Annotated in this window: 17 protein-coding genes; 10 read left to right on the top strand and 7 right to left on the bottom strand. The window is 71.4% G+C overall.

Going from position 1 to position 26237, the window contains the following annotated elements; translation table 11 throughout:
- Positions 1-512 precede the first annotated feature (512 nt).
- The 5 genes from OG689_RS29240 to OG689_RS29260 all read left to right on the top strand — a co-directional run bounded on the left by OG689_RS29240 (position 513) and on the right by OG689_RS29260 (position 4409).
- Positions 513-1811: a SidA/IucD/PvdA family monooxygenase gene (locus OG689_RS29240; protein ID WP_266323849.1), complete on the top strand. Its 1299-nt coding sequence runs from the start codon at positions 513-515 to the stop codon at positions 1809-1811.
- A 61-nt stretch (positions 1812-1872) separates the two neighbouring features.
- Entirely contained in the window at positions 1873-2529 is a 657-nt protein-coding gene (locus tag OG689_RS29245) for an FMN-binding negative transcriptional regulator (RefSeq protein WP_266323851.1), read from the top strand.
- 8 nt (positions 2530-2537) lie between these two features.
- The gene (solA, locus tag OG689_RS29250) at positions 2538-3689 is read left to right on the top strand and encodes an N-methyl-L-tryptophan oxidase (protein ID WP_266323852.1); all 1152 of its coding nucleotides are present in this window, start codon (positions 2538-2540) and stop codon (positions 3687-3689) included.
- Complete coding sequence (locus OG689_RS29255) at positions 3686-4189, top strand: hypothetical protein (protein WP_266323853.1); 504 nt, start codon at positions 3686-3688, stop codon at positions 4187-4189. The genes solA and OG689_RS29255 overlap by 4 nt, the downstream gene beginning before the upstream one ends.
- Positions 4190-4223: 34 nt before the next feature.
- Positions 4224-4409, top strand: coding sequence for a 2-hydroxymuconate tautomerase (locus OG689_RS29260; protein WP_266323854.1), 186 nt, complete (start codon positions 4224-4226; stop codon positions 4407-4409).
- Between the two features lie 176 nt (positions 4410-4585).
- Here OG689_RS29260 and OG689_RS29265 read toward each other — a convergent pair whose 3' ends face one another.
- A complete protein-coding gene (locus OG689_RS29265; RefSeq protein WP_266323855.1) occupies positions 4586-5656 on the bottom strand; it encodes a Rieske 2Fe-2S domain-containing protein in 1071 nt (356 codons plus the stop codon).
- A gap of 22 nt (positions 5657-5678) precedes the next feature.
- A complete protein-coding gene (locus tag OG689_RS29270) occupies positions 5679-7496 on the bottom strand; it encodes a BTAD domain-containing putative transcriptional regulator (protein WP_266323856.1) in 1818 nt (605 codons plus the stop codon).
- A gap of 518 nt (positions 7497-8014) precedes the next feature.
- On the opposite strand from OG689_RS29270, the gene OG689_RS29275 reads away from it, so the two are divergent.
- The 3 genes from OG689_RS29275 (at position 8015) to OG689_RS29285 (ending at position 18560) form a co-directional block, all read left to right on the top strand.
- Entirely contained in the window at positions 8015-9421 is a 1407-nt protein-coding gene (locus OG689_RS29275) for a cytochrome P450 (protein WP_266323857.1), read from the top strand.
- A 434-nt stretch (positions 9422-9855) separates the two neighbouring features.
- A complete protein-coding gene (locus OG689_RS29280; RefSeq protein WP_266323858.1) occupies positions 9856-17388 on the top strand; it encodes a type I polyketide synthase in 7533 nt (2510 codons plus the stop codon).
- 209 nt (positions 17389-17597) lie between these two features.
- Positions 17598-18560 (top strand): hypothetical protein, encoded by a 963-nt coding sequence (locus tag OG689_RS29285; protein WP_266323859.1) that lies wholly within the window; start codon positions 17598-17600, stop codon positions 18558-18560.
- A gap of 47 nt (positions 18561-18607) precedes the next feature.
- Here the strand turns inward: OG689_RS29285 and OG689_RS29290 are convergent, their stop codons facing one another.
- Both OG689_RS29290 and OG689_RS29295 read right to left on the bottom strand, forming a co-directional pair.
- A complete protein-coding gene (locus OG689_RS29290; protein ID WP_266323860.1) occupies positions 18608-20053 on the bottom strand; it encodes an MFS transporter in 1446 nt (481 codons plus the stop codon).
- Between the two features lie 154 nt (positions 20054-20207).
- Entirely contained in the window at positions 20208-20666 is a 459-nt protein-coding gene (locus OG689_RS29295; protein ID WP_266323861.1) for a MarR family transcriptional regulator, read from the bottom strand.
- A gap of 246 nt (positions 20667-20912) precedes the next feature.
- Here OG689_RS29295 and OG689_RS29300 point away from each other — a divergent pair, with 246 nt between their 5' ends.
- Positions 20913-22352, top strand: a complete 1440-nt coding sequence (locus OG689_RS29300; RefSeq protein WP_266323862.1) for an MFS transporter — start codon at positions 20913-20915, stop codon at positions 22350-22352.
- A 295-nt stretch (positions 22353-22647) separates the two neighbouring features.
- Here OG689_RS29300 and OG689_RS29305 read toward each other — a convergent pair whose 3' ends face one another.
- Positions 22648-23094, bottom strand: a complete 447-nt coding sequence (locus OG689_RS29305) for a nuclear transport factor 2 family protein (RefSeq protein WP_266323863.1) — start codon at positions 23092-23094, stop codon at positions 22648-22650.
- Between the two features lie 618 nt (positions 23095-23712).
- On the opposite strand from OG689_RS29305, the gene OG689_RS29310 reads away from it, so the two are divergent.
- Positions 23713-24024, top strand: a complete 312-nt coding sequence (locus OG689_RS29310) for an EthD family reductase (RefSeq protein WP_266323864.1) — start codon at positions 23713-23715, stop codon at positions 24022-24024.
- A gap of 677 nt (positions 24025-24701) precedes the next feature.
- Here the strand turns inward: OG689_RS29310 and OG689_RS29315 are convergent.
- Positions 24702-24941: a hypothetical protein gene (locus OG689_RS29315; RefSeq protein ID WP_266323865.1), complete on the bottom strand. Its 240-nt coding sequence runs from the start codon at positions 24939-24941 to the stop codon at positions 24702-24704.
- Positions 24938-25318: a response regulator transcription factor gene (locus tag OG689_RS29320; protein ID WP_266323866.1), complete on the bottom strand. Its 381-nt coding sequence runs from the start codon at positions 25316-25318 to the stop codon at positions 24938-24940. Before OG689_RS29320 ends, OG689_RS29315 begins: the two co-directional genes overlap by 4 nt.
- Positions 25319-26237: the final 919 nt, after the last annotated feature.

A 26237-nucleotide genomic window follows, 5' to 3' on the forward strand; every position in this document is an offset into this window, starting at 1 on the left:
TCGGGCCGAGTGATCGCACTCAGGACTCCCGACGATACTGCGACCCCTGCACCATCGCCGGCCGGATCGCACGTTCGGGGCGGCCGGCTCGCCGCACGTACTGCGGCCCGGTCGTCGACCGGGGAGACAAGTCGGCGACCGTGCCCGGATCAGGCATGGCCTGACGGCCGGCCGGGGTGGCGGCGGGGGTCGGGGTGGGTCTACCGGCTTGGCTGTTACGGGGATTGGAAGGGGAGCGTATGGGCCAGCCGCCGCGTCGGCCCCCGGAGCTCAGGCGACGGATCGTCAGTCTCCTTTGTGGGCAAGTGATCTGAAGAGTGACAAGCCAATCGGAGTCGGGTTCGAACCGGCCAAAGCGGATCGCGATCGGGCCATCGCCGACTGCGCTGCTTGTTTGAGCCGGGGGCCCGATCAAGGATGAATCCGGTCCCGCCCCGGCTGCACCATGGCCCACGGGGGCATCGCACACGCCGGGACGCAACCCGTTCTCCACTCGTCGGAGGAGCCCCACCATGCCGGAAGCGGTGCTCGACCTGGTCGGTGTCGGATTCGGACCGTCGAACCTGGCGGTCGCGCTCGCGCTGGACGAAGCGGGTGCGACGGCCGGGTGCGACGCGTTGTTCCTGGAGCGGCAGTCGGCCTTCGGCTGGCACACCGGAATGCTGCTGGACGAGGCGACGATGCAGGTCTCGTTCCTCAAGGACCTGGTCACCATGCGGAATCCGGCCAGCCCGCACAGCTACCTGTGTTACCTGCGGGACCGGGGCCGGCTCGCCGCGTTCATCAACCAGAAGTCGCTGTTCCCGCTGCGCATCGAGTTCCACGACTACCTCGCGTGGTGCGCCGAGCGGGTCGCGCACCTGGTGCGCTACGGCACGCAGGTGGTGGACATCCGTCCGGTGTCCGGCCCCGACGGGGCCGTCGACCTGCTCGACGTCGTGGTGCACCGCGACGGGGCCGAGGAGGTGCACCGCACCCGGAACGTGGTGATCGCCGCCGGTCTGCAGCCCTGGCTGCCGGACGGCGTCGAGCGGTCGGACCGGGTCTGGCACACCTCGGAACTGCTGCACCGGCTGCCGGAGTTCGAGTCCGTCGCGCCGCGCAGCCTCACCGTCGTCGGGGCCGGGCAGAGCGCCGCCGAGGCGGTGGCGCACCTGCACGGGAGGTTCCCGGAGGCCGAGGTGCGGGCCGTGTTCGGGCGCTACGGGTACAGCCCGGCGGACGACTCCCCGTTCGCCAACCAGATCTTCGACCCCGACGCCGTCGACGAGTACTACGTGGCGCCCGAGCACGTCCGCCGCCGGCTGGTCGACTACCACCGCAACACCAACTACGCGGTCGTGGACCTCGAACTGATCCAGGACCTGTACGCGCGGTCCTACCGGGAGCAGGTGCAGGGCACCCGGCCGCGGCTGGTCATGATGAACGTCAGCCGGCTCGCCTCCCTGTCGCAGGAGGCCGACGCGGTACGGCTGGTGGTGGAGCACCTGCCCACCGGGGAGCTGACCGAGTTCGAGACGGACGCGGTCGTGTTCGGCACCGGGTACCGCCCGGCCGATCCGCTCGCCCTGCTCGGCTCGTTGGTCGACCAGCTCAAGCTGGACGACCAGTCCCGCCCGCACCTCGACCGCGACTACCGGCTCGTCACCACCGACCGGGTCCGCGCCGGGATCTACCTGCAGGGCCCGACGGAGCACACCCACGGCCTGGCCTCGACGCTGCTCTCGGTCACCGCGGTGCGCGCCGGCGAGATCCTCGCGGCCGTCACGGCCGCGGTTCCCGCCCAGGTCCTCACCGCGTCCGCCCGATGACCGGGGTCCCGGAGGCTTCCGGGAGGTCGGGCGGGCTCCCAGGAGAATGGAGACGCACGATATGTACGTTCCGAAGATCTACCAGTCCCCGGACACCGAAGCCGTCCGGTTGATCCGCGAGTACCCGCTGGCGCTGCTGCTGAGCAACGGACCCGCGGCGCCGTTCGCCACCCACCTGCCCGTGATCTTCCCGCCGGCCGCCGAGCCCGAGGGGATCGAGTCGCTGAGCGGCGTCACGCTCTACGGCCACCTCAACCGGGCCAACCCGCACTGGGAGACGCTGTACGAGGGGCAACACGCGACCCTGGTCTTCCAGGGTGCGAACGCCTACGTCTCCGCCGCCGTCTACGAGCAGACCCCGGCCGCCCCCACCTGGAACTTCGCCACCACCCACGTCCAGGGCCGCATCCACCCGATGCCCGCCCGGGAGGACGCGCTCGACGTGGTGCGCTGGACGGTGGCGGCCTTCGAGGCCGAGCACGGCCTCGGCTGGGACCCCGGCCCGTCGCTCGACTACTTCGACAAGATCGTCGACGGTGTGGGCGCCTTCCGCTTCACCGTCGAGTCGGTCGACACGATGCTCAAGCTCAGCCAGGAACAGGCCGACCGCACCAGGGACAAGGTGGTCGCGCACTTCGCCGCCAGCCCGGTCGGGCTGCGCCAGGAGGTCAGCCACCTGATGAGGACCGCCGCCCCTACCGCCACCACCGGAGAGTGAGAGAGAACGTGACCGAAACCGCTGATGTCCTCATAGTCGGCCTGGGTGGGCTCGGCAGCGCCGCGGCCTACCACCTGGCCGCGCGCGGCAGCCGGGTGATCGGCATCGACCGGTTCGGGCCCGCGCACGCGCGCGGCGCGAGCCACGGCGAGAGCCGCGGGGTCTGGAAGGCGTACTTCATGGGCGCCGGGTACGTTCCACTGCTCGACCGCGCCTACGACCTCTGGGACGAGCTCGGCGAGATCCGCGGCGAGACGCTGTTCCACCGCACCGGCGGGATCTGCATCGGCCCGGCCGGCGGCGCGCTCGTGCCCGCCGCGCTCGCCTCGGCCCGGGAGGCGGGCCTGGAGTTCGAGCACCTGGAGAGCGACGAGATCCGCTCGCGCTTCCCGGAGTTCAACCCCGGGCCGGGCGACGTCGCCGTGTGGGACCCGTCCTCGGGGTACGTGCGTCCCGAGCAGGTCGTCACCGCGCACCTCGACCTCGCCCGCAAGCACGGCGCCGACCTCCGGTTCGACGAGAAGGTGCTGGACTTCTCGGACACCGGCAGCGGTGTGCGGGTACGCACGGAGTCCGGCGTGTACGAGGCCGACCGCATGGTGGTCGCGGCCGGCGCCTGGGCCCCGCAGCTGCTCCCCGAGCTCCGGCCGCACATCAAGGTCCTGCGGAAGGTGATGCTCTGGTTCGACCCGATCTCGCGGGCCGAGGACTTCTCCACGGGCCGTCAGCCGTACTGGATCTGGGAGGGAGAGAACGGCACGGTCGGCTACGGCCACCCGGCCGTCGACGGTCCCTCCGGCGGCGTCAAGGCCGGCATCCACAGCGGCGGCGAGCTCGCGGACCCGGACTCCCTCGACCGCCACGTCAGCACGCAGGACGTCGAGGCCGTGCGGGAGTTCCTGGCCAAGCGGATCCCGGCGCTGCCCGGTCGCTACCTGCGCAGCCGCGTCTGCATGTACGACAACTCGCCCGACCTTGGCTTCATCATCGGCCCGTCGGCCCGGAGCGACCGGATCACCGTCGCCGCCGGCACCTCGGGCCACGCCTTCAAGTTCGCCCCCGCGCTCGGCGAGGTGATCGCGCAGCTGGCCACCGAGGGCGCCAGCACCCACGACATCTCGCTGTTCGACCCGCGCCGCCTGACCGACGCGAGCGCGTGACCGGCGCGGGCGGCACCGTGCGGCGGGGCCTGACCATCGCCATCACCGGCACGCGTCAGGTCGAGTCGCGACGAGGCGTCCTGGCAGAGCTGTTCGAGCGTGTGCTCGCGCCGTTCGCCGTCGGGCCCGCCGCGGAGCGCGGCTGGCTGCTCGGCGGCGCCGCGGGCGTCGACACCTCGGCGCTGCGCTTCCTGGTCGGTCGCGACGCCGGCCGGCTGGTCGTGGCCGTCCCCGTGCGGTGCGCCGACCAGCCGGCGGACGCGCGGGAGGCGATCGAGCAGGCGCACGCCGCGGGCCGCGTCGAACGGATCGTGGAGCTCGACCACCCCGAGGGCATCGGCCCGGCCGCCTTCACCCTGCGCAACCGCTGGCTCGTCGACCACAGCGACCTCGTCATCGGCTTCCCGCTGACCGGCACCGATGACGGGTCGGGCACCTGGGAGACGCTCGCGTACGCGGCCGGACTCGGCAGGCCCTACCTCGTCGCTCCGCTCAGTTGACCCACCGATCCCCAACCCCCTTGAGGAGAACCACATGCCCATGATCCGCGTGCAGATGTTCCCCGGTCGCACCTCCGACCAGAAGGAAGCCCTCGTCAAGGAGGTCACCGAGGCGATCGTGCGCACCTGCGACGCCAAGCAGGAGGACGTCTGGGTGATCATCGAAGAGGTCGACCGTGAGAACTGGGCGCTCGGCGGGACCATGTACTCCCGCCGCTAGACTGCATCTGACCAACCGTCAGTTGTCGCCAGGGTTCGTAGAGTTGCCTCGGGCGGCAGTGCGTAGGCCGGCCGGCGATCACGGTCGGCGATCACCGTCGGTGTCCGGACGTCAATGAACTCCCCGCCGTCGGCGGGGAGTTCATTGACGTCCGACCGGCCCTGGCCGGCCTCCGGTCAGGGCCGGTCGGGCGGAGCGCCCGGTGGGTAGAACTGCCTTGCCCAGCCACGGTACTGGCCGATCGCACCCTCCTCGGCGGTGAGCGCAGGATCCGGCAGGTACCGCTTCCGGTTCCAGATCCGGGCGTCCTGGACCATGTGGTGGACCACGGTCCGCATCAGCGCCTGCCCCGCCACCGCGGACAGCGACATGGCGGCGGCCTTCCGGAGCAGGGGGGAGTCCGGACGCGAGGCGGCGTCCGTCATGATGACCACCCGCAGCTGCGTCCGCCACGGCCCGACCGGGCTCGCCGTCACCACCACCCCCAGGGTCATGCCTATCTGATGCAGCGTCACTTCACCCGACGCGAGGCCGAGTCCGGACAGCGCCAGGCCCTGCTCCACCCGGATGGTCCCCAGGCCCACGGAGAGCCTGATGGCAGCGCCGAAGGCGATGCGCAGCAGCGGCCCGTCCTCCAGCGGCGGCTTCACCTCACGGAGCGCGACGTTGTGCACGACCGCCTGGTGCTCGTAGTCGACGAAGCTCTCCATGACCTCCTGCGGGTGCGAGGTCAGGACCGTGCTCCAGGTGGCGGCGGGCGCGAACCGGTCGTCGGGCGGCTCCGAGGGCTCCCAGGCGGGCGGCGCGGCGTCGTGGCCGTGCCAGACGTAGACGACCCGGCCCCGCTCGCGCACGGGGTACTGTCCCAGCGCAGCCCTGGGCGGGGTTCCGCCCGGCGCCCTGACGCAGGACCCCTCGACGTCGAAGGCGAACCGGTGGAACGGGCACACCAGGTGCTCGCCGTCCACCGCCCCGCCGGCGCCGAGGTGGGCGCCCAGGTGGGGGCAGTGGGCGTCCACGACCCGCAGGACGCCGCCCCCGGTGCGGTAGAGGACGACGTCGCGCCCCATGAAGCGCCGGTTCACCACCGCGCCGGCCGGCACCTCGCGGGACAGCGCCAGGCAGAACCAGCCCGACGGGTACGGCAGCGGCGCCCGGTCCTCCGCTCCCACGGCAGGGTCGGCCCGCGACGGACCGGCCCCCGGCCGCAGGAGAGCCCGGAGCCCGGCCAGCGATTGCCTGTTCAAGTCTTCCTCCTCGTTCCTCTGCTCACGGCCGCCACCCGGGCGGCCGGTCCGCTTCCTCCTGAGCTTTCTCGGCCGCGTAGGCGCCCACCAGGTCGTCGAAGCGGTACCGCCTGGGGGCGTACTCCCTGATCAGGTGCGCGTAGGCGAGCCCGGTGAGGGCCTGCATCGCCGCCAGGGTCGGAACCTCGGCCAGCCGGCCCGCCTCGGCGGCGGTGATCTCGCGCACCCGGTGCGCGCCGAGGACGCGGAACATACGTGCTTCGGTGCAGGTCAGGCGCCGGTAGGACCACGAGAAGGCTGCCCGGATGTCGCCCGAGGCCCGGCCGCCGCGCAGCGCGTCCAGCCGGTTCTGCGCGCTGCGCAGCTCGTCGGCCAGGTGGTGCAGCGGGACCATGGGTCTACCGACCGCCCGGGTGGCCGCGATCACCAGTGCCAGGGGCAGCCGTGCGCACGCCTCGGTCACCTCGGCGAGGGCGGCGCCGTCGACGGCGAGGCCGCTGGCGGCCAGCCGGCTCGCGAGCAGGGCCGTCGCCTCGGCGCGGGAGGGCAGGTCGAGGGTGGTCAACCGGGCACCGTGCGAGGTCACCAGGCCGGTGAGCTTGCGGCGGCTGGTGATGACGACCATGCACTGCGGGGCGGCCGGGATCAGGGGCTGCACCTGTGCGCTGTCGTATGCGTTGTCGATCAGGATGAGCATCCGCCGCTGCGCGAGGGTGGTCCGGTACAGGTTGGCGTAGGCGGCCGGGCACATCGTGTCCGGCTCCGGCAGTCGGATCAGTGGGGCGAGGACCGACCGGATCGCCTGCTGGACACTCACCGGGTCGGTGGCCGGGCCGAAGGCCCCCAGGTCGATGTACAGCTGCCCGTCGGGGTAGCGGTCCGCGATCCGGTGGGCGAGGTGGAGCGCGAAGGCCGTCTTGCCGATCCCCGGAGGGCCGCACAGCACGGAGACCACCGGGGAGGAGCCGACCGGCGACATCCCGTCCGCCATCTCGGTGAGCATCCTGAGCTCGGCCTCGCGCCCGATGAAGTTCCTCGGCTCGGCCGGTAGTTGGTGGGGTACGCCGGCCAGCGGCCGGGGGGCCTCGGGCCGCTGTGGGCGCGGCTCGCGCGCGGTGCCGGCGTGGATCCGCTGGGGCGGGACGGGCAGCGTCAGGGCCTGCAGCGGGTCGTCCGCCAGGATCAGCTGCTGCAGGTGTTGCAGCGGGCCCCCGGGATCGATGCCGTAGTCCTCGACGAGGAGCCGGCGCGCCCGGGTGAAGGTGTCCAGCGCCTCCGCCCGCCTGCCGCACCGGTACAGCGCCAGGATGAGCTGCTCCCACCGGCGCTCCTGCAGCGGCTGCGCGGTGGTGAGCGACATCAGGAACGGCAGCAGTTCGTGGTGCTGACCGAGGGCCAGCCGGGCGTCCACCAGCGACTCCTGGACGGCGTGGCGGTGTTCGAGCAGCTCCGAGATGACCGGCTGCATGATCGGCGTGGCCGGGATGTCGGCCAGCGGCGGGTCGCCCCAGGTGTCCAGGGCACGCTGGAACAGCCGGGCCGCGGCGTCGACGTCGCCCAGTAGCTGGGCCGTCCGGCCCTGCTGGGCCAGGCCCCGGAATCGGTGCAGGTCCAGCACGTCGCCCTCGTGCAGGGCGAGGCCGTAGCCGTCGCGGCCGGTCTGCAGCCGGCCCTTGATCGGCGTCGCCTTGCGCAGGCCGTAGAGGTTGCTCCGGAGCGCGCCGCCCGGATCGCTGGGCAGGTCGGCCCCCCATAACGCGTCTGCGAGATATTCCTTGCTGACCCGGCGTTCGCTATTCAGTAAGAGGATGCACAGCGTGCTCCGCTGGCGGGGTCTCATAATTGCCAGGGGGTCGCCGTTCGCAGAACGGACCGCGGTCGACCCCAGGATTGCGAACTGCATTTAAGCCCCCGTTCGAGTAGCAGTTCTCGTCGACCTGAACCCGTGAAGCATCCAGGTTCCATACGTACGATGCTATTGAATCATTATTTCGACGGTGGCCGTCAAGGCCCATCGGCGGTTTCTGCCAGGAGTGGCCCGACCATGTTTGGAGTTCTGTTTGTGGCATTTGGTCAGCAATCGTCACCGGTGGGGGGTCGGCTCAGCCGTTCCACCGGCGATCCCCGGGCGCCTTTCGGTGTGGGGGATTGGCCGAGTTCGGCCGTCGGAAGCAGAGACCACCAGCGGGATCACGCTTCGATCACGTTCGAGTCACGCCCCCGTCGCGATCACGCTGATAGTGTGAGCTGTCGCGAAAGGCGCTCAATTGTGTCGAATCAGTAAAACACTCGATCATTCATTATCGGCCCGATTCTCAAACGGGCTCGAATGGCACTTGGTGCACCTGGGAGGGTCGCATGCGCAACTCGCTTGCAGGCAAGAGGACCACCGCAGATCCCGGTGAGGACATTCCCGTAGCGCCCGGTGGCCTCCCCGTCGTGGGCCACGCGGTGAAGGCCCTGCGCGACCCGCGGGGATTCCTGCGCTCGCTGCCCGCGCACGGCGACGTCATGAGCATCAGCGTCGGCCCGCTCAAGGCGGTGATGGTCTGCGATCCGGAGTTGACCTCGCAGATACTCCTCAACGACCGCACCTACGACAAGGGTGGCCTGCTGTTCGACCGGGCCAAGGAGGTGTTCGGCGACGGTCTGGTGACCTGCCCGCACTCCATGCATCGGCGGGAGCGCCGGCTGGTCCAGCCCGCCTTCCACCGTAACCGGCTCTCCGGCTACGCCCAGGTGATGACCGAGGGCACGAGTCTGATGATCGGCAAGTGGCGGCACGGCCAGGTTCTGGACATGCCGGCCGAGATGCTCAGCCTGACGATGCACAACATGCTCCAGGCGATGCTCGGCGGGACGCTGCCCCCGCAGGACCTGCGCCAACTGGTCAGCGATGCCATCGAGGTGCAGCACGCGACCTACCGGCAGACGTTCACACCGGCCGTGCTGAACCGGATACCCACCCCGGGCAACCGGCGCTACCAGCGGGCCCTGGCCGGGCTCCACAACACCGTGACCGACATCATCGCCAAGGCCCAGGCCAACCCGGAGGACCACGGGGACCTGCTCTCGGCGCTCCTGGCGTCCCGCGACACCGGCGCCTCCGAGTGCCCGGTCGGCGGCGCCCAGAGCGAGCGCCTGAGCAGCGCCGAGCTCCGCAACGAGGTGTTGACCTTCCTGGTGGCGGGTTCGGAGACGACGGCGATCGCCCTGTCCTGGGCGCTGTACATGATCGCCCGTCACCCGGACGTCCAGCAGCGGTTGTGGGCCGAGGTCGACCGCGTGCTGGAGGGCAAGCCGGTGTCCCTGGACCACCTGCCCGACCTGAAGCTCGCCGACCAGATCATCACCGAGACACTGCGGCTGTACCCGCCGGCCGGAATGATCTGGACCCGGATCGTCACGGCGGACACCCGCCTGGGCGACTACGACATCCCGGCCGGCACGACCATCGCGTACAGCCCCTACGCGATGCACCGCCTGCCGCACTACTACCCGAACCCCGACGCCTTCGACCCCGACCGCTGGGACGCCGAGAAGCGGCACTCGACCCCGCGCAACAACGCCTTCCTCACCTTCGGCGGCGGCGCGCGCAAGTGCATCGGCGACCAGTTCGCCGTCACCGAGGCCGTGCTGGCGCTGGCGGACATCGCCTCCCGCTGGAGGCTGGAGCCCATGCCCGGCCAGGGGCACCCGGCCATCACCCCGTCGATGGGGCCGCGTGACCTGAAGATGCGCCTGACCGCCAGGGCGGCCGCGTAAGCACAGATAAACGGCGCGAGCGCACGCACCGACCCGGGTGGGCGAGGAGGTTCCCGCCGTCCCGGGGGCCGGTAGGCCGCTCGCGCGGGTGTCGCCCGTGCCCTGGAGTGGGGAAGCCTCCAGGGCTCCGGCGCGCACCCGTCGACCTCCGGCAACGCGGTGGCGTTCCCACGGTGTGACGCGGCGCAGGCCCGCACGGCACCGTGCGGTGGAGCGTGCCCCGCCGAACCCGGTCGTCTCCACCCCCTACCGGACACCGGTCCCCGAACGGGGACCGGTGCGAGTTCCGAGAACCACGAGCAGCCGCGCGGACGGCTACAGGACCCCTGTCCGGAAGCGCGAGCGGTCACGCATACGAAAAACGCAAGCGGTCACGCGTGGGGAAAAATATGTGAAAGGCAGGCGCAGTGATGGTAAGTCAGGAACGAGTCGGCATGAACGGTGCCAGGACTGCCGAGGGGACGAGGGAGCCTGTCGCCGTGATCGGGGTGGGTCTGCGCCTCCCGGGGGGGATCACCACCCTGGGCGGGCTGTGGACGGCCCTGGCCGGCGGCGAGGACCTCGTCACGTCGGTACCAGGTGACCGGTTCAGCACCGACGATTTCGTGATCGACGGCGGCGGGGCGCGGCCGGGGAAGGCCTACACCGGCGCGGCCGGCATCTTCGGTGACGTCTGGGGCTTCGACCCGGAGTACTTCGGCATCTCGCCGAAGGAGGCCGCCCAGATCGACCCGCAGCAGCGGTTGCTGCTGGAGTGCGCGGTGGAGGCCTTCGACGACGGCGGCGTCGACCCGCGGCTGCTGGCGGGTGCGGACGTGGCGGTCGTGATGGGCCTGACCGTCCAGGACTACTGGGGCCTGCTGCTGCGCCGTCCCGGGGTGATGAACTCGTTCGCCCCCACCGGTACCGGGGCGTTCAGTGCGGCGAACCGTCTGTCCTACCTGTTCGACTTCCACGGGCCGTCCCACACGGTCGACACGGCCTGCTCCTCCTCCCTGACGGCCCTTCACCTGGCGGCCGAGACGGTCCGTTCGGGCCGTTGCGAGGTCGCGCTGGCCGGTGGCGTCAACCTGGTGCTCGGCCCGGGTGGGCACGTCATATCCAGCCAGGCGTCGATGCTCTCCCCGACGGGCCGCTGCCACTCCTTCTCGGAGGACGGCGACGGCTTCGTCCGGTCCGAGGGCGCCGGCGTGGTGCTCCTGAAGACGCTGAGCCGTGCCCTGGCCGACGGTGACCGGATCCACGCGGTGATCAGGTCCTCGGTGGTCAACGCCGACGGGCGGACCCTGGGAATGTCCATGCCGGGCGCGGACGCGCAGGCGGCGATGCTGGAGCGTGCCTACGCCGAGGCCGGTGTGACCGCCGATCAGGTGTCCTACGTGGAGGCCCACGGGACGGGCACGAACGCCGGCGACCCGGCGGAGTGCTCGGCTCTGGGACGGGTCCTGGGGCAGCGCCGCAGCGGGAAGCCGCTGCCGATCGGGTCGGTGAAGTCGAACCTCGGGCACCTCGAAGCCGCCGCCGGCATGGCGGGCCTGTTCAAGGCCATGCTGGTGCTGCGCGAGCAGCGGGTGCCCGCGACCTTGCACGCGCAGCCGCTGAACCGGTCGATCGACTTCGGCGGGCTGGGGCTCGACCCGGTGACGGCGATGCAGCCGCTGGACAGCGGCCCAGGCGTGCGGCGCATCGCCGGCGTGAACTCGTTCGGCATCGGCGGCGCGAACGCGCACGTGGTGCTGGAGCTGCCGGACCCGCAGCCGGCCCCCGGCGCCGACGCGGACGCGTCCGCGCCGTCCGGCGCGGCCGTGCCGGTGGTGGTCACCGGCCGCACCGAGGCGGCGCTGCGCGAGGCGGCGCTGGCGATGGCCGACCACCTTGAGGGCATCGACGACTCCGCTCTGGCGGACGTCGGGTACACCACCGTGCGGCGCCGAGAGCGCCGTGAGCTGAGCGCGGCCGTGCTGGCCACCAGTGGCGCGGCGGCCGCGCAGGCGCTGCGGGAGCTGGCCGAGAAGGGCGCGTCCGACGAGGCGGCCTCGGCCGGCAGCACCTCCCGCGGCCGCGTCGGGTTCGTCTTCAGCGGCAACGGCACCCAGTGGCCGCGGATGGGCGCGGAGCTGCTCGGGCACGACTGCGCCTTCACCTCCGAGGTCCAGGCCGTCAGCCGCGAACTGGAACCGCTGCTGGGCTGGTCGGTCGAGGCCGAGATGGCCACGCCCGACAACGCCCGGTGGGCGCTGACCGAGGTCGCGCAGCCGATGCTGTTCGCCCTGCAGGCCGGCCTGGTCGCGTCGCTGCGCGAGCGCGGCGTGCTCCCGCAGGCGGTCTGCGGCCACAGCGTCGGCGAGGTCGCGGCCGCCTACTGCGCCGGCGTGCTGGACCGCTCCCAGGCGTGCCGGGTGATCGCGCACCGCAGCCTCTCGCAGGCGCCCACCTTCGGGACCGGGCGGATGGCGGCCGTGGCACTGTCGCCCGAGCAGGCCCAGCGCCTGCTCGACGGAACGGGCTCGGCCGACCGCGTGGTCGTCGCGGCCGTGAACTCCCGCAACGACGTCACCCTGGCAGGCGACAGCGAGACGCTGGAGGCCCTCGAGGGTAGCTGCGTCGCCGACAGTGTGACCTTCCGGTTCCTGCGCCTGGACTATCCCTTCCACAGCCCGGCCATGGACGCGGTCCGCGGCCCGCTGAAGGAGGGCCTGGGCGAGCTCGTCGCCGGTCCGGGCGAGATCCCGCTGATCTCCACCGTGACCGGCCGCGCGGTCGCGGACCAGGAGATGGACGCCGACTACTGGTGGCGCAACGTGCGCGAGCCGGTCCAGTTCGCCGGTGCGGTCGCGGCGATGGTCGGCGCGGAGCACGGCTGCGACGTCCTGGTCGAGGTCGGCCCGCACCCGGCGCTCAGCAGCTACCTGCGCCGCATCGCCGTCGACGAGGGCGCGTCGGTGGAGGTCGCGTCGACGCTGACCCGGATCAGCGCCGGTCCGCAGACCCTGGGCGGCACCGTGCTGCGCGCGGTCGCGGCCGGGGCGCAGCTGGACTGGGACCGGTTCTTCCCCCAGGGCGGTCGCGTCGTCGATGTCCCCGCCTACGCGTGGCAGCGTCAGCGCTACCAGCTGGGCGACCCCTCGTGGTGGTCCGACCACGAGATCGCGCCGGCGCCGCAGCCCGTCCCGTCCAACCCGCTGCTGGGCCGGCGCCTGTTGGGGGCCGACCCGACGTGGGGGCGGGAGCAGAGCGCGGCCTGGCTCGCGGACCACAAGGTCGGTGACGCCGTCTTCCTGCCCGGCACGGGCTTCCTCGACATGGCGCTGTCGGCAGCCCGCGAGGTGCAGGCCGGCGCGGTGGAACTGCTCGACATCTCCTTGCACAGGTCGCTGGTCCTGCCCACTGAGCCCGGAGCGGCTCCGGTGCGTACCACCACCACCGTCCGTCCCGACGGGACCTTTGTCGTCGCCGGGCACACCGGTGCGGACATCGAGGCCGTCCAGCAGGTGACCGGACGGTGGCGCGGGCTGGCCGACGCCAGGCCCGCTCCGCTGGACCTGGCCGCTCTCGCCGGCCGGATCACCGAGCCCCTGGACATGTCCGGGCACTACCAGGCCTGCGACGCGGTGTCGCTCCACTACGGGCCGGCCTTCCGGACCCTGAAGACGCTGACCGTCAAGGACAGCGAGGGGCTGGCGGGCCTGCACACCGAGCACTTCCCCGACGCCGAGCACCAGGCGCTGGTCGTCCTGCTCGACGGCTGCCTCCAAGCGATGCTGCCGCTCTCCGCCCACGTGGTGAACGGGTCCGCGCAGCAGTACGTCCCCCACCTCCCGGTGGCAGTGGGCAGCGTCCGCGTCTGGGGGCCCCTGCCCGCCACAGTCATCGCGTACATGCGCCTGACGACCGTCACCGAGACCGGGCTGATGGCCGACATCACCGTCTGCCGCACCGACGGAACGGTCCTGCTGGCCCTTGGGGACGTGTACGCGCGGCGCATCGAGAACAGCGCCTCGCCCGCGCCCCGGGTCTACAACGAGGTGCTCCGGGCCCGCCCGCGGACGACCGGGCTGGCCGGCACCCCCTGCCCGCTCCCCGCGCCCGAGGGCGTCATCGAGGCCTGCGCCCCGGACATCGCCCGCCTCGACGAGGCGTTCCGGGACTCCGGCTACAGCGAGCACATGGAGAAGTCCCGGCTGCTGAGCGCGCAGTACATGGCGGCCGCCGTGGGCAGCATCCTGGAGTCCGCGGTGGAACGCGGTGCGATCGAGCTCACCGGCGAGGCCGGCCGACGGGAGTTCACCCTCGGCGACTTGCGGAGCCTCGGTCTCCGGGAGAGCCTGCGCTCCCTGGTGGAGGTGATGCTGGCGATCGGCGTCAAGTACGGGTTGCTGACCGCTCGTGCGGAGGGCGGCTGGTGCCAGACCGGCACGCCGACCCCCGAGGCGCTGCTGCAGGGCTGGCTGAAGGAGTTCCCCGAGCTCGTCGTGATGTGGCAGGCCGCTGCCTGGGTCGGGCGCAGCCTGCCCGGCGTCCTCACCGGTGAGGCCGAGGGCCTGGAGGTGCTGTTCGGCGAGTCCGGTCCGATCGCCGCACAGGTCTACAACAACGACCCCGGGCTCACCTACCTGTCCGACGCCGCGGTGGCGTACCTGACCCGCCTGCTGGCCGAGTGGCCGGCCGACCGGCCGCTGCGGATCCTGGAGATCGGTGCCGGCACCGGCGGTTTCACCGCCCGCCTGCTGCCCCACTTGCCGGCCGAGCGCACGCACTACGTGTACACCGACATCTCCTCGGCGTTCTTCCCCAAGGCGCAGGCCCGCTTCGCGGCCTTCAACTTCCTTGAGTTCCAGGCCCTGGACCTGAGCATCGATCCGGTCGAGCAGGGCTTCGTGCCGGGGTCCTTCGACCTCGTCGTCGCGAGCAACGCCCTGCACACCACGCTCGACATCACCGAGGGCACCCGCCACGCCGCCACGCTCCTGGACCAGAACGGTCAGCTCGTCGTGCTGGAGATGCACAGCAACGCCTACGTCGCGACCCTGTTCGGCATCCTGGACTCCTTCTGGGACTCCACCGACACCGAACTGCGACCGGCCGGTGCGGTGCTGACGCGTGACCAGTGGCCGTTGGTGCTGGAGGAGGCCGGGTTCGCGTCGAGCTCGTACCTGAGCGCGCAGCCGGACGAGGAGGGCATCCCCGCGTCGGTCATCGCGGCGGTCCGTGGCACGGCCACCCGGCCGAGCACCACGCCGCAGGACGCGGACGGCGTGACCGCCCCGTGCCTGCTGTTCGCCGAGAGCGGGGACCTCTCCGCGGAGAGCCTCGGCGGGCTCGTGGCAGCCGCCGTGACCGCCACCGGAGCACGCGAGGTGGCGCTCGCCGCCCTGCAGCCGGGGACGGACTGGGCGGCTCTGCTGCCGGCCGCGGGGCCGGTCGACATCGTCCTGGTCGTCGACGACACCGAGTCGGCGACGATCGAGCAGGTCACCGCGCGGGCCGCCCAGGCCTGCGGCCGGCTGAGCGCGCTTGCTGCCGCCTGTGCGCAGGTCGGCGCCGACCTCCAGCCCACCCTGTGGGTGGTGACGCCGATGACCGCGGACGGTCTGGACGCCCCGATGACCCAGACCGGTGCGGCCCTGTGGGGCGCCAGCCGCACGCTGGCCAACGAGCAGCCGCTGCTGACCGTCCGGAAGATCCGGGTCGCAGGCGGGACGGCGGGGTCGCGGCAGCAGACGGCCGGCCACGTCGCGTACGAGATCACCCACCCCGATGCCGAGGACGAGTGCGTGATCACCGCACACGGGCGCTTCGTCGTGCGGGTGCAGGCGCTGCCGGAGACACGGCGGACCCACGCCCACGGCGCCACCGCGCAGTTCGCGCTCTCCGTCCACGGCGAGGCGGGCACCCAGCCCCGGCTCGTCTGGCAGGACACCAGCATCCCCGCCCCAGGAGCCGGTGAGATCACCGTCCGGGTGCAGGCCGCGGCCTTCAACAGCCGTGACGCGCTCTTCGCCACGGGTCGCCTGCTCCCGCCGCGCGGCGCCCGTCCGGGCGACATCCACCTCGGCTGCGAGGGCGCGGGCGTCGTGACCGCCGTCGGCGAGGAGGTTACCGGCATCCGCCCGGGCGACCGGGTCGCCGGCATCACGCAGGGCGGCTGGCTGGCCTCGCACATCAACCTGCGCGCCGACCGGGTGGTGAAACTCCCCGAGCACGTCACCGCCACCGAGGCGGCCACGCTGCTCATCGCCGAGCTGACCACGCACCACGTCCTGGAACACCTGGCCGGTCTGGGCCCGGACGACAGCCTTCTCATCCTGGGCGGAACCGACGGGACAGGCCTGGCGGCCTTGGACTTCGCCCGGCGGGCCGGTAGCCGCGTCATCGTCGGCGCCTCCACGCCGGCCCTGCGCGCCCTGCTGACCCTCCCGGCGGTCGACCTGGTGGTGGACTCGGGTGCTGCCGGCTTCGCCGAGGAGGTCCGGCGGGTCAGCCCGGGCGGTGTCGATGTCGTACTCAACCTCAGCGCCCTCTCCGCGGACCTGCGCCGGCGTGCGCTGGACCTCCTGGCGCCCGGGGGGCACTTCTTCGACGTCGAACCGCTCGTCACGGCCTCCCCGACGTCGCTGCAGCTGCCGTCCCCGGACCGTGACGTCACCATGCACGCCATCGACGTGGTCGGCTGGTTCGGGCAGTCCTCGCAGACCGTGGACCGCTGCCTGGACGACCTGCAGAAGATGATCGACAGCGGCGAATGCCGCCCGGTGCCCCACACGGTCCACGCCTCCGACAGGACCTACGAGGCCCTGGACATCGTCCTGGCCGGCCAGGGGGCCGGGAAGACCGTCATCGTGCTGGAGGACGGGGTCTTCCTGGACCGGGCCCCGGAGCCGCCGGTTCTGGACCCCACGGCGACCTACCTGGTTTCCGGCGGCCTCGACGGCTTCGGAGCCGAGACCGCCCGGCACCTGGTCCGCCGGGGAGCCCGTCACCTCACGCTCGTCAGCCGACGGGGCACCGCACGCAACGAGGCCGCCGTCGCCCTGGTCAGCAGCCTGAACGACCAGGGGGTCGGGGTGGACGCGCGCGCCGTGGACATCTCCGACGCGGACAGCGTCGACCAGCTCTTCCGCGACATCGACGCGAGCGGACGCCGGCTCGGCGGGGTGGTCCACGCGGCCATGGTCCTGGACGACGACGAGGTCACCGACCTGACGGTCGACCGCTACCTCACCGTCCTCAACCCCAAGCTCACCGGGGCGCTCCTGCTCGATTCCCACACCCGGCGGCTCAACGTCGACTTCTTCGCGATGTACTCCTCCTTCGCCGCGCTGCTGGGCAACCGGAGGCAGGCCTCGTACAGCGGCGCCAGCCTGACCTTGGAGAACATCGCGCGCCGGCGCCGGCACGACGGCCTGCCCGCCACCGTCCTCCAGCTGGGCGCCATCTCGGACGTCGGCTACGTGCTCCGCACCGGGATCACCTCGGTGATGAGCGACTACGGCATCCTGCCGATGACCGGGGCCCAGGCGCTGGACCGGTTCGACATGTTGCTCAACCACCCCGACACCACGGTCACCGCGGTGGTCGCGGAGTCCCGGGGTCGCGAGCAGGCACTCATGGCCTTCCTTCCCGCCGTCACGGCACCCCGGACCGCTCTGCTGGTCCGGACGCCGGACGCCAGCGACGACGACAGTCTCCTGCCGCGTCTGCGGGCCGCCGCCTCCACGGAGGAAGCCCGCCCGATCCTGCTGGAGGCCCTGACGTCCTGGCTGGCCTCCGGTCTGCACACCACGCCGAACCGCGTCGACGTCAACCGCCGCATCGACCAACTCGGCGCCGACTCCCTGACCGCCACCGAACTCATCGGCCACATCCGTCGCCGCACCGGCTGCGCGATCCCGGCCTCCGAGGTCATCACCGCATCCCTCACCGGCATCGCGGCCTCCCTCCTCGTCCAGCTCCGCCCCGAGAGCTAGTCCTGGCAGACCCCGCGCCCCGCGCAGGGGTGCGGACGACCTGCCGGGTCGCGGCCGTTGCACAACGGCCGCGACCCGGCAGGTCCCAACATTCGACAGTCAAACCGCATGCCCGTGGTCCGGAACCGGATTCGGCAGTGAGTCAGCCTGGTGGGCGCAGCCTCTGTTCCTGGTGGCTACGAACAGGCAGACATCCCGGGAGAGAACAGATGCCGCTCACGACAGCCCTCGCATTTCCGCCGTTCAGCAACCCGTACCCGTCGGGGATCCTGCGTACGCTCGCGCACACGACCGCGAGCGTGGCCGACGCCCTTGAGATGACGGACCAGAAACTTGCGGAACTCGGCCACCCACCCGTGACGCCCAGACTCACCGGCGGAGCCTACGAGTCGGCCCCCGGCTCGGAGTCGGAGTACGTCCACAATCTGGTCGCGGCGACACTCGTCCCGTACTCCGTGTACGCGGCGCTGGATCTGAAGGTCCAGCCGTCCATCCTTCTCGGGCACGGTGCGGGCTTCAACGTCGGAAGTGTCATCACCGACCTGATGACCATGGAGGAGACGATCGATGTCCTCCTCGGGGGTTACGCGGAGGCCAGGAGCATCTCGCTGCAGGGGGGAATGCTCGCCCTCGCGGTCAACCAGCGGACCGCCGGAGCCCTGTGCCGAGAGCTCTCGGAGGGCGGCCTCCACGTCGGCATGATCAACACCCCGACCCAGACGGTCGTGTGCGGCCGGTACGACGACCTGGACCTGCTGGAGAGTCATGCGGGACGCCTGGGAATCCCCTGCAGGCGTCTCGCCGCCATCCTCCCCATCCACACGCCGCTGTTCCGGCCGGCGGCCCTCCGGGCGATCCAACGGTCGGAGGAACGGACCGTGGAGCCCGTACTCCCCCCGCTGTACTTCACCACCGAATGCCGACCCATCATCGAGACCGACACGGTCAGGAATGCGTCGCTCGCCATCTGGACCAAACCCGCGAACCTCATCGAATCGGTCCAGGACCTCCAGGAGAACTTCGGCGTCAACCACTTCATCGAAATCAACACCACCCCGACGCTCGCACCGATGATCGTCCAGAATGCGCTCCCGGGTACCCGGGTCGACGGCCCGCCGCCCGGTATCACGGATGCCGTCGACGTGCTCCCGTTCCTCAACGGCGCCTACTGACCTCCGGTTCGTAGGACGGGCCGCCGGCCGGCCGTCCTACGAACCGGTCATCGACCGGAGCGGCTCGGGCTCGGCGCGGCGGTCGGGGCTGCGGCCGGCTCGGCCTTGGGCTTGCGTTGGCGGGCCAGGGCAAGGCTGGTCAGTGTCGTGATCGCCATCGCGCCGATGCCGACCAGCGCCGTCGTGGTGTAGGCGCTGTCGTTCGGGAAGAGCCGGCCGGTGTCGGTGCCGGCGGACAGGACCAGGCCGCCGACGGCACTGCCGAGCGAGTACCCGACGCTGCGCACGATGTAGTTGAAGCTCATCGCACTGGACGTCTCGCTCTTGGGCGTGACGGCCAGGATGACGCCGGGCATGGCGGCCGAGAAGCTGCCGACACCGAAGCCCAGCACGCTCATGGACACGAACAGCTCGGTCAGGTTCGACCGGGCCGCGGCGAAGAGGACGAATCCGCCACCGATGACGACCGCACTGCCGGCCAAGAGCCAAGGGGCGTCGATCCGTTGCAGCACCCGAGGCGTGATCTTGCCGGCGACGAACCCCAGCACGGAGAACGGGATGAGGACCAGCCCGGCGACGAAGGTGGTGAGCCCGAAGCCGTAGCCGGCGCTGTGCGGCGTCTGGGCGTACCGGGTGATGAGCGTGAGCAGGAGGTAGATGCCGATCGCGCCGACGAACATGGCGATGTTGGCCCCGGCGACCGCCGGGTGCCGTACCGCCCGGAGATCGATCAGGGGCGCCTCACTGCGCAGCCCGGAGACGGTCCAGCCGCAGAGCAGGAGCACGGCGACGACGGCCAGGACCACCGCCACGCTGAGGTGCTGGCTCCACAGGTTCTTCTCGCCGGTGAGGAACAGGACGAGGAAGAGTCCGCCCGCCAGGAGGAGCGCGCCCTTCGTGTCCACCCCGGCGGAGCGGCCCTCGGGGGCCATGGGAACGGACCGCCAGGCGGCCAGGAGGGCGATGGCGGTGACGAGCAGGCCGAGGCCGTAGGCGGCGCGCACCCCGCCGAACTCGGTGAGCAGGCCGGCGACGGGGTAACCGACACCGACCCCCATGATGGAGACCACCGAGATCTGGGCGATGGTGGGCGCGCTGCGCTCCTCCGGGAGGTGGTCGCGGGCCACGCTCATCATGAGTGCCGTGAGACCGAATCCGACGCCCTGTGCGGCCCTGCCGACGAGCAGCCAGGCGAACGGCAGCGGCAGCACGGTGAGCGCACTGCCCACGACGACGACCGCCAGCGTGCCGAGGATCGTGGTCCGTCGGTGCGGGCCGGCGCCGAGCCGGCCGAGGACGGGCGTGGCGACCGCGCCGCTCAGAAGTGCGATCGTCAGCGTCCACTGCGCGCTGTTGAGCGAAACGTGGAACGTGGTCGCCACGCTGGTGATGAGCGGCGCCCCGAGGCTGCCGACCGTCGCCACGACCAGGGCGATGAACATCAGGGAGGGGACCAGGAACCGCGTCCCGGAGTGCTCCGGGGCCGTACTCATCGGCTGGTCCCGGCCGTGAGGTGCTCGAAGCGACCGGGGCGCAGAAGCGTCCTGACCTCCTCCGCCCTCGGCTCGTCCAGCTCGGCGACCATCTTCCACATCCACCTGAAGCCTCCTTCGGAGTGTACGGCGACCCCGTCGAGTAACTGCCCTGTCACTGCTGCGGCCCTTCTCGATCCTGGCGGTCGAGCGCCTCCAGGTGCCGCAGCGCCGGAAGAGCCGCCGCCAAGGCCTTGACCTCGTCGTCGGTGAGCTCGTCGATCAACCGCACGAGCTCGTGGACGCCCGACTGGCGCCGCCTCTGGACGTAGGACGCGCCGGCCTCGGTCAGGCGCACCAGCGTGACCCGCTTGTCGGCCGCGTCGCCTGTCCGATCGACCAGCCCGGACTCCTCCATCACCCGGACCAGGACGGTCATCGCGGGCTGGGTGACACCTGCGATCAAGGCCAGATCGGTGATCCGCCGTGGGCCGGTGCTCTCCAGGGCGGCAAGGGTGGCAGCGGATGTGAGGCTCATGTCGCGCGGCAGGCGTCTCACCGCTCCGGTGGCCAACTCGTAGAGGGAAGCACCGATTTCAGTGGAGGCGCGACGGGTGGCGCCTTTGCGGCTCATGCTGGGAGCATACCACTTTTATATTAATGCTTTATGTATCTTCCTGGCCTGGGTAGCAGCCGGTTGCGGGCCGGTGCGGGTGAGGGCCCGGGGGCCCACCTGACGGACCGGCCCGTAGTGAGGGACTGTCACAGCCGTGCCGGCGGCCTCTGGACGGCAACTCGTTCCGGGGCATACGGTCCTGTACATGGCTTCTCAACTCGCCTCAACTGCCTTGCCGCGTAAGCCTCCGGTCGGGACTAGTCGATGAGCTCGGCACGGGAGCACCCCGGGACACGGCTGCTGGTGCCCTCCCTGATCGTCGTCGCCCTGGTCGTGGCGGCGGTCGCCAGCCTCGGGGCACCGCTCATCACCACCGTGGCCACCACGTTCCACGTCTCTCTCAACAGCGCGCAGTGGACACTGACGATCGCACTGCTGGCCGGCGCGGTCGCCACGCCGATCCTCGGCCGGCTCGGCGCCGGCCCGCACCGGCGTGCCACGATCCTCGGCACGCTGGCGGTCGTCGTCGTGGGCAGTGCGCTCACCGTGCTGCCGCTGCCGTTCGCCTGGCTGCTGGTCGGCCGGGCCGGGCACGGCATCGGGCTCGGTCTGACGGCGCTGATGATGGGCGTGGCCCGCGACCACCTCCCGGAGGAGCGCAGCGCGGCCACCATCTCCCTGGTCTCGGTGGTCTCCATCATGGGGGTCGGTGTCGGGTACCCCCTCGCCGGCCTGCTCACCCAGGTGGGCGGGGTGCGCGCCGCCTACGGCCTGGGCCTGCTCGTTTCCACCATCGCCTTCCTGGCCGCCTGGCGCTTCCTGCCCGAAGCCCCCGCGGGCCGCTCCGCCCACGTGGACACGAAGGGCGCGCTCCTCCTGGCGGGTGGACTGTTCCTCGCCCTGTACCTGGCCGGCGAGCGGAGCCTGTGGAGCCACAACCTCGGCATGGCGGTGGTGCTGGCCGTCGTCGCCGCGGTCCTGCTCGCCGTCTGGACCCTCACCGGGCTGCGCGGCAGGGCGCCGCTGATCGATCTCAAGGCGCTGCGGCACCCGGCGGTCGCCGGGGCGAACCTCGCCATGTTCGTCGGCGCGATCGGCATGTACATCCTGCTCACGCTGATCACCCGGTACGCGCAGACGCCGCACAGCGCCGGCTACGGCTTCGGGCTCACCACCTTCGTCGCCGGGCTGGTCCTGATCCCGTTCTCCGTGCTGGGGTTCGTCGGCGGCAGGCTCACGCCCCCGATGCTCAAGCGGATCGACGCCCCGTTGCTGCTGGCGGGCAGCGCCGGGATCATCGTCGGGGGGTTCGCCCTCTTCGCCACGGCCCGGTCGAACCTGGTCGACCTGCTGCTGGCGATGAGCGTGCTGGGCCTCGGCGTCGGCAGCTTCTCGGCCGCCATGCCCGGCGTCATCCTGGCCGTCACGCCCAAGAGCGAGACGTCCAGTGCGATGAGCTTCAACTACATCACGCGCAGCGTCGGGTACTCGCTCGGCAGTGCCGTCGGCGGCCTGGTCCTGTCCGCCGGCACCGACACCGGCCGGCTCTTCCCGAACGACAGCGCCTACACCACGGCGGCCCTGGTCGGCATCGTCGCGATGGCGATCACCACGGTCGCCAGCCTGGTCCTGGCCCGCAAGCGCTCGCCGCAGGCCGAGCCGGCCGCCGCCCCGACCCGGAACCCGAGCCGGTCGAGCCGGTGACCCGCCCGCCGGTCTTCGAACCCGCCGAAGAGCCGTCCCGGGCAGACCACCGCCGCCGCAACGGTGCCGATGCTGACGCTCCGCCAGGAAGCTGTGCCACCAGCCGGATCCGTCTGCCGGCCCTGGGCGAAGTCGGCCGGGCCGCCGCTCACCAGCGAGGCCTTGCCCCCGTTGGGGCACGCCGGGGTACTGACGGTCGCCACGTTCCCGAGGCGGTCACGGCCGGCCGAGAGGTGACCGATGCCGCCCTATGAGGGGGCACTGATCCTTCGTACGAGGGGAAGCTGATCCCCCGTCACTCAGCGGCCGGCGCCGGCGGCGGGACGAGCCCGTCCGCGATGAGCCCCTCGAGCACGGCCCGCCCGAGCGCCTCCGCCGCAGCCTGCGGGCGCACCATCGCGGTGAACTCCTTGATCAGGCCCTCCTCGTCGAAGTGCAGCAGGTCGATGCCGTGGAGCTCATCGCCGCCGACGGCGGTCCGGAAGACCAGAACGACGGACTCGGCCTCGCTCCCGTCCGCGCTGGTCTCGCAGGATCCGGTGTACGACCCGACGTATCGGAAGTCCTCGAGCGTCCGCACGAACACGCCGAACAGGCCCATGACCGTGTCCCGGCCCTCGGTGGGCTGGAGCTTCATGGAGCTGTAGAAGCGGATGTCCGGCGTGAGCAGCTCCTCCAGGCCGGCGAGGTCGCCCTTCTCCATGGCGGTGCGGAAGCGGTCGACGGTGGTGCTCGCGGTCATGGCAGCTCCTTGTTCATAGCTCGTGGCTCACAACTCATAGCTTGAGATTCATAGTTATGGAGGTGACCAGTCGGATTCATGACCATGATGAGGGGCCGGAACGCCAAAAGGGAAGAGCCGAAAAGTTGAAGAGCCGAGGAGCGGGAAGAGAAGGGCGGAGCCACGGCCTTGCGGCACGCGGAGCTCGCCCGCGCTCCCTGACGGCGAGTTGATTGGCTGTCAGCCCGAGGGAGCCCTTCGTCCGCTGCGAGACCCGGCCGCGGTGGACGACGACCAGGACCAGGAACAGGCCGGGCTCACCGCCCGACCTGGTGACACCACTGTTCCCCGCCCCGCAGAGAAGCCCGCGGCGGCCGGCGCCGGCCAGGGAGGAGACGCGGGGTCCGGCGGCCGCCAACTCGCGACAGTTGGCGCCCACGCGGGGAGCACATCTACCAGACGTCGCTTCTTGTCGGGTGAAGATCACGAAAAGCCGCCCGCCGGGCCGCGACCGACTCCACAATGTGACCATGCCAAGTTTCCCTGAGGGCAACTTCACCATCGTCAACAACGAGAGCGGCCGCTGTGTGCGGGCGCTTCTCGGCAAGACCGTCGACCCTGTTCCGGACGGAGATCGTCATGCATAAGTTGGTGGTCCTGTATCCCGAGCCCGTCGACCCTGACCACTTCCGCGACTACTACGTGACCAACCACCTTCCGCTGGTCAGGGATCTGCCCGGCCTGCTCGCATGGCGCTACAGCTTCGATGTGACGACGACCATGGGAGAAGCGCTGTATTTCGCGATCTTCGAAGGCGACTTCGCCGACGCCGCCGCCATGGCCGCGGCGCGGGCGTCGCCGCAAGGCCGGCGGATGGCCGCCGATGCCGCCAACTACGCCACCGGCGGTGCGATCGTCATCAACTATCCGGCGCAGGACGGTACCGGCTGAGGTAGGCCGGTACGCTCCGGGACGCGTTCGGTCGGCCGTTGCGGCCAGGTCCGGCTGTCGGCGGAGGCCGTTCGCGGTTGGCGGTTCGTTGAGCGCCGAACGTAAGGCTCCACCACGCCGGCGTCCGAGTGGCCGCTCGCAGAAATGCCCAGTCGTCGGGGCTCTGTGAGACCCCCGGATCGCGTCCGGTTCATCCCGGGTCTCCGTTCGCGGAGTGTCTCGCAGAACGCCGGCGTTCTGCGAGACACTCCGCGAGACCTTCGCCATGGATCTGACACCTGCTCAGGTCGCGGGCGTGGTCGGACGCAACGCCTGCCCGAAGTGCGGGGCCCCGGCAGGCAGCCCGTGCCGCCCTCGGGGCGGCAGGACCGCCTCGGGTACCACGCCGCCCGCTTCATGCTCGTGCCCAAGCTCCGGGAGGAGCCGGCGGTCCTGGTGCCGCCGACCGCGGCCCGGGCCGGCCGTGGGTCCAGCGCCCCCCGCTGCACACTCGGCCCGACGGGATTGCCGCGGCGCCGATCCGGATCGGGTACGCGCGCGCTCCGGGGTTCATGCGGGGGCGGGGGCGGACGTCGGAGCCCAAGGGGAAGGCCGCCGGCCCGGGCGGGATCCCGGGGCGGCGGCCCATTCGACGTGACGCAGCGTCAACTGCGGTCCTGCATAGCGCGGGATCGGGGTCAGGGGGTCGGCGGGAGGGCCTTGGCGACGGTGGCGGCGGCGCTGCCCGAGGTGTTCTGCGAGCCGTCGTGGACGGCGGCGAGGTGGGAGCCGGTGCGGGTGGCGACCATCGTGGTGCCGCCGGTGACGGAGGGGGAGGTGGGAGTGGCCTGGAGGGCCTTGTGGCCCGGGCCGGGGAGCGGGTCGGCCGTCCGGGCCGCCGGCGGCCACCGGCGGCGCCGGGAGCGATCGACGGTCATGCCGCTCGGTTGTGCCGAACCGCGTAGACCGCGGCCTGGGTCCGGTCGGACACGTTGAGCCGGGCGAAGATCGCGTGCATGTGGTTCTTGACGGTCTTCTCAGTGATGCCGAGTGCTCGAGCTATGTGACGGTTCGTCATACCGTCGGTCAGTAACGCGAGAACCTCCAACTGGCGCGGCGTCAGGGCGCTGGAGGGAGACTTCCCGCCGGCCGGTTCACCGCCGCGATCGGTCGCCACTCGTCCCTGAGGAGCGCGGGTGCTCCGAGCCTCTGCTCGTCGCGGACGCGGGCGCGTCGCGGTCGCGTCCTGAGCGACGGGTACATCTGTCTGTTGGTCGGTCAGAAGCGTTGTGCCTTCGGTGATCTGCGCAGCCATCCGTGTCTCCTTGCCCCGTGGTCGAATGGACAGTCCCGCGCCCGGTCGGCTCCGGTGGGAGGCCCCGGGCCCGGTAGTAACCGCGCCGACTGTATCGAAGCGAAGTCGGAAGATGGCGGTACCTGTCAAGATTTTAGACGAAGTTGGTCCGAGAATCTTTGAGTCGGCGTCTTTGCTGGTCGCGACCGGGTGGGTTGATCCAGGCGGCGGTGGGCAGGGTGGCGGGCTTCGGGCGGTGCCGCCGGGGTACGGGCGGACGAAGCGTTCGGGGGGTCCGCGGTCGTGAGCGGCCTTTCGTGACGCCGAGGTCGGCGTAGACGGTCGCCGGGCCGTGTCTACGCGGTACGGACGGTTCAACGGCGACCGCGGGGTGGTGCGTTCGGCCGGTGCGGACGCCCGCGGCCGCGGTTCGGGTCCGCACGGGGTGCGTACCGGCAGCGGGGCTCGGCGGTGCCGGCGGTGGTGGCTGGCCTCCAGCTGTCCGCCTGCCGCGCCGGAACTCACCGGGCCGGGTCTCCTTGCTCGCCCTCGACTCGACATCCGAGGAGTGGATCCTGCCTTGCACGATCTTTGGCAGGGCGGGTCTTCCCCCGCGTCGTGAAGCTTCGCAACTCCATGATCACTGATCCGGCTCACCCGGTTCCGCAGCCTCCGCGGCGGGCGCCCGCCCCGCGAAATCGCAGGTCGACGAATCGCCCTCCGGGAACGCCGTGCCCCTGCGTCCGCTGCTGCCTCCCCGTCGCGCTGATCCCGGAGTCCGCCCCGGGGCTCGGCCGCCGGCCGTCGAGGGCAAAGATCGTTCTTATCGGGTTGTCGGCGGGTGTCGAAAGCACAGCGACAGCCAGCGATGGGTCTTAAGTCCTATGTACGCCCTACTTGACGATCTGACAATCTTCCCGTGGTGGGCAGTCCACGACCC

The sequence above is a fragment of the Kitasatospora sp. NBC_00240 genome (genome assembly GCF_026342405.1).
Classification (GTDB): domain Bacteria; phylum Actinomycetota; class Actinomycetes; order Streptomycetales; family Streptomycetaceae; genus Kitasatospora.

Excerpts from the sequence above, each read along its gene's own strand:
- OG689_RS29245 (WP_266323851.1), top strand. The coding sequence starts at position 1,873 with ATGTACGTTCCGAAGATCTACCAGTCCCCGGACACCGAAGCCGTCCGG.
- OG689_RS29280 (WP_266323858.1), top strand. The coding sequence starts at position 9,856 with ATGAACGGTGCCAGGACTGCCGAGGGGACGAGGGAGCCTGTCGCCGTG.
- OG689_RS29295 (WP_266323861.1), bottom strand. The coding sequence starts at position 20,666 with ATGAGCCGCAAAGGCGCCACCCGTCGCGCCTCCACTGAAATCGGTGCT.
- OG689_RS29260 (WP_266323854.1), top strand. The coding sequence starts at position 4,224 with ATGCCCATGATCCGCGTGCAGATGTTCCCCGGTCGCACCTCCGACCAG.
- OG689_RS29305 (WP_266323863.1), bottom strand. The coding sequence starts at position 23,094 with ATGACCGCGAGCACCACCGTCGACCGCTTCCGCACCGCCATGGAGAAG.
- OG689_RS29315 (WP_266323865.1), bottom strand. The coding sequence starts at position 24,941 with ATGACCGTCGATCGCTCCCGGCGCCGCCGGTGGCCGCCGGCGGCCCGG.
- OG689_RS29310 (WP_266323864.1), top strand. The coding sequence starts at position 23,713 with ATGCATAAGTTGGTGGTCCTGTATCCCGAGCCCGTCGACCCTGACCAC.
- OG689_RS29270 (WP_266323856.1), bottom strand. The coding sequence starts at position 7,496 with ATGAGACCCCGCCAGCGGAGCACGCTGTGCATCCTCTTACTGAATAGC.
- OG689_RS29240 (WP_266323849.1), top strand. The coding sequence starts at position 513 with ATGCCGGAAGCGGTGCTCGACCTGGTCGGTGTCGGATTCGGACCGTCG.
- OG689_RS29300 (WP_266323862.1), top strand. The coding sequence starts at position 20,913 with ATGAGCTCGGCACGGGAGCACCCCGGGACACGGCTGCTGGTGCCCTCC.
- OG689_RS29275 (WP_266323857.1), top strand. The coding sequence starts at position 8,015 with ATGCGCAACTCGCTTGCAGGCAAGAGGACCACCGCAGATCCCGGTGAG.
- OG689_RS29290 (WP_266323860.1), bottom strand. The coding sequence starts at position 20,053 with ATGAGTACGGCCCCGGAGCACTCCGGGACGCGGTTCCTGGTCCCCTCC.
- OG689_RS29320 (WP_266323866.1), bottom strand. The coding sequence starts at position 25,318 with ATGGCTGCGCAGATCACCGAAGGCACAACGCTTCTGACCGACCAACAG.
- OG689_RS29285 (WP_266323859.1), top strand. The coding sequence starts at position 17,598 with ATGCCGCTCACGACAGCCCTCGCATTTCCGCCGTTCAGCAACCCGTAC.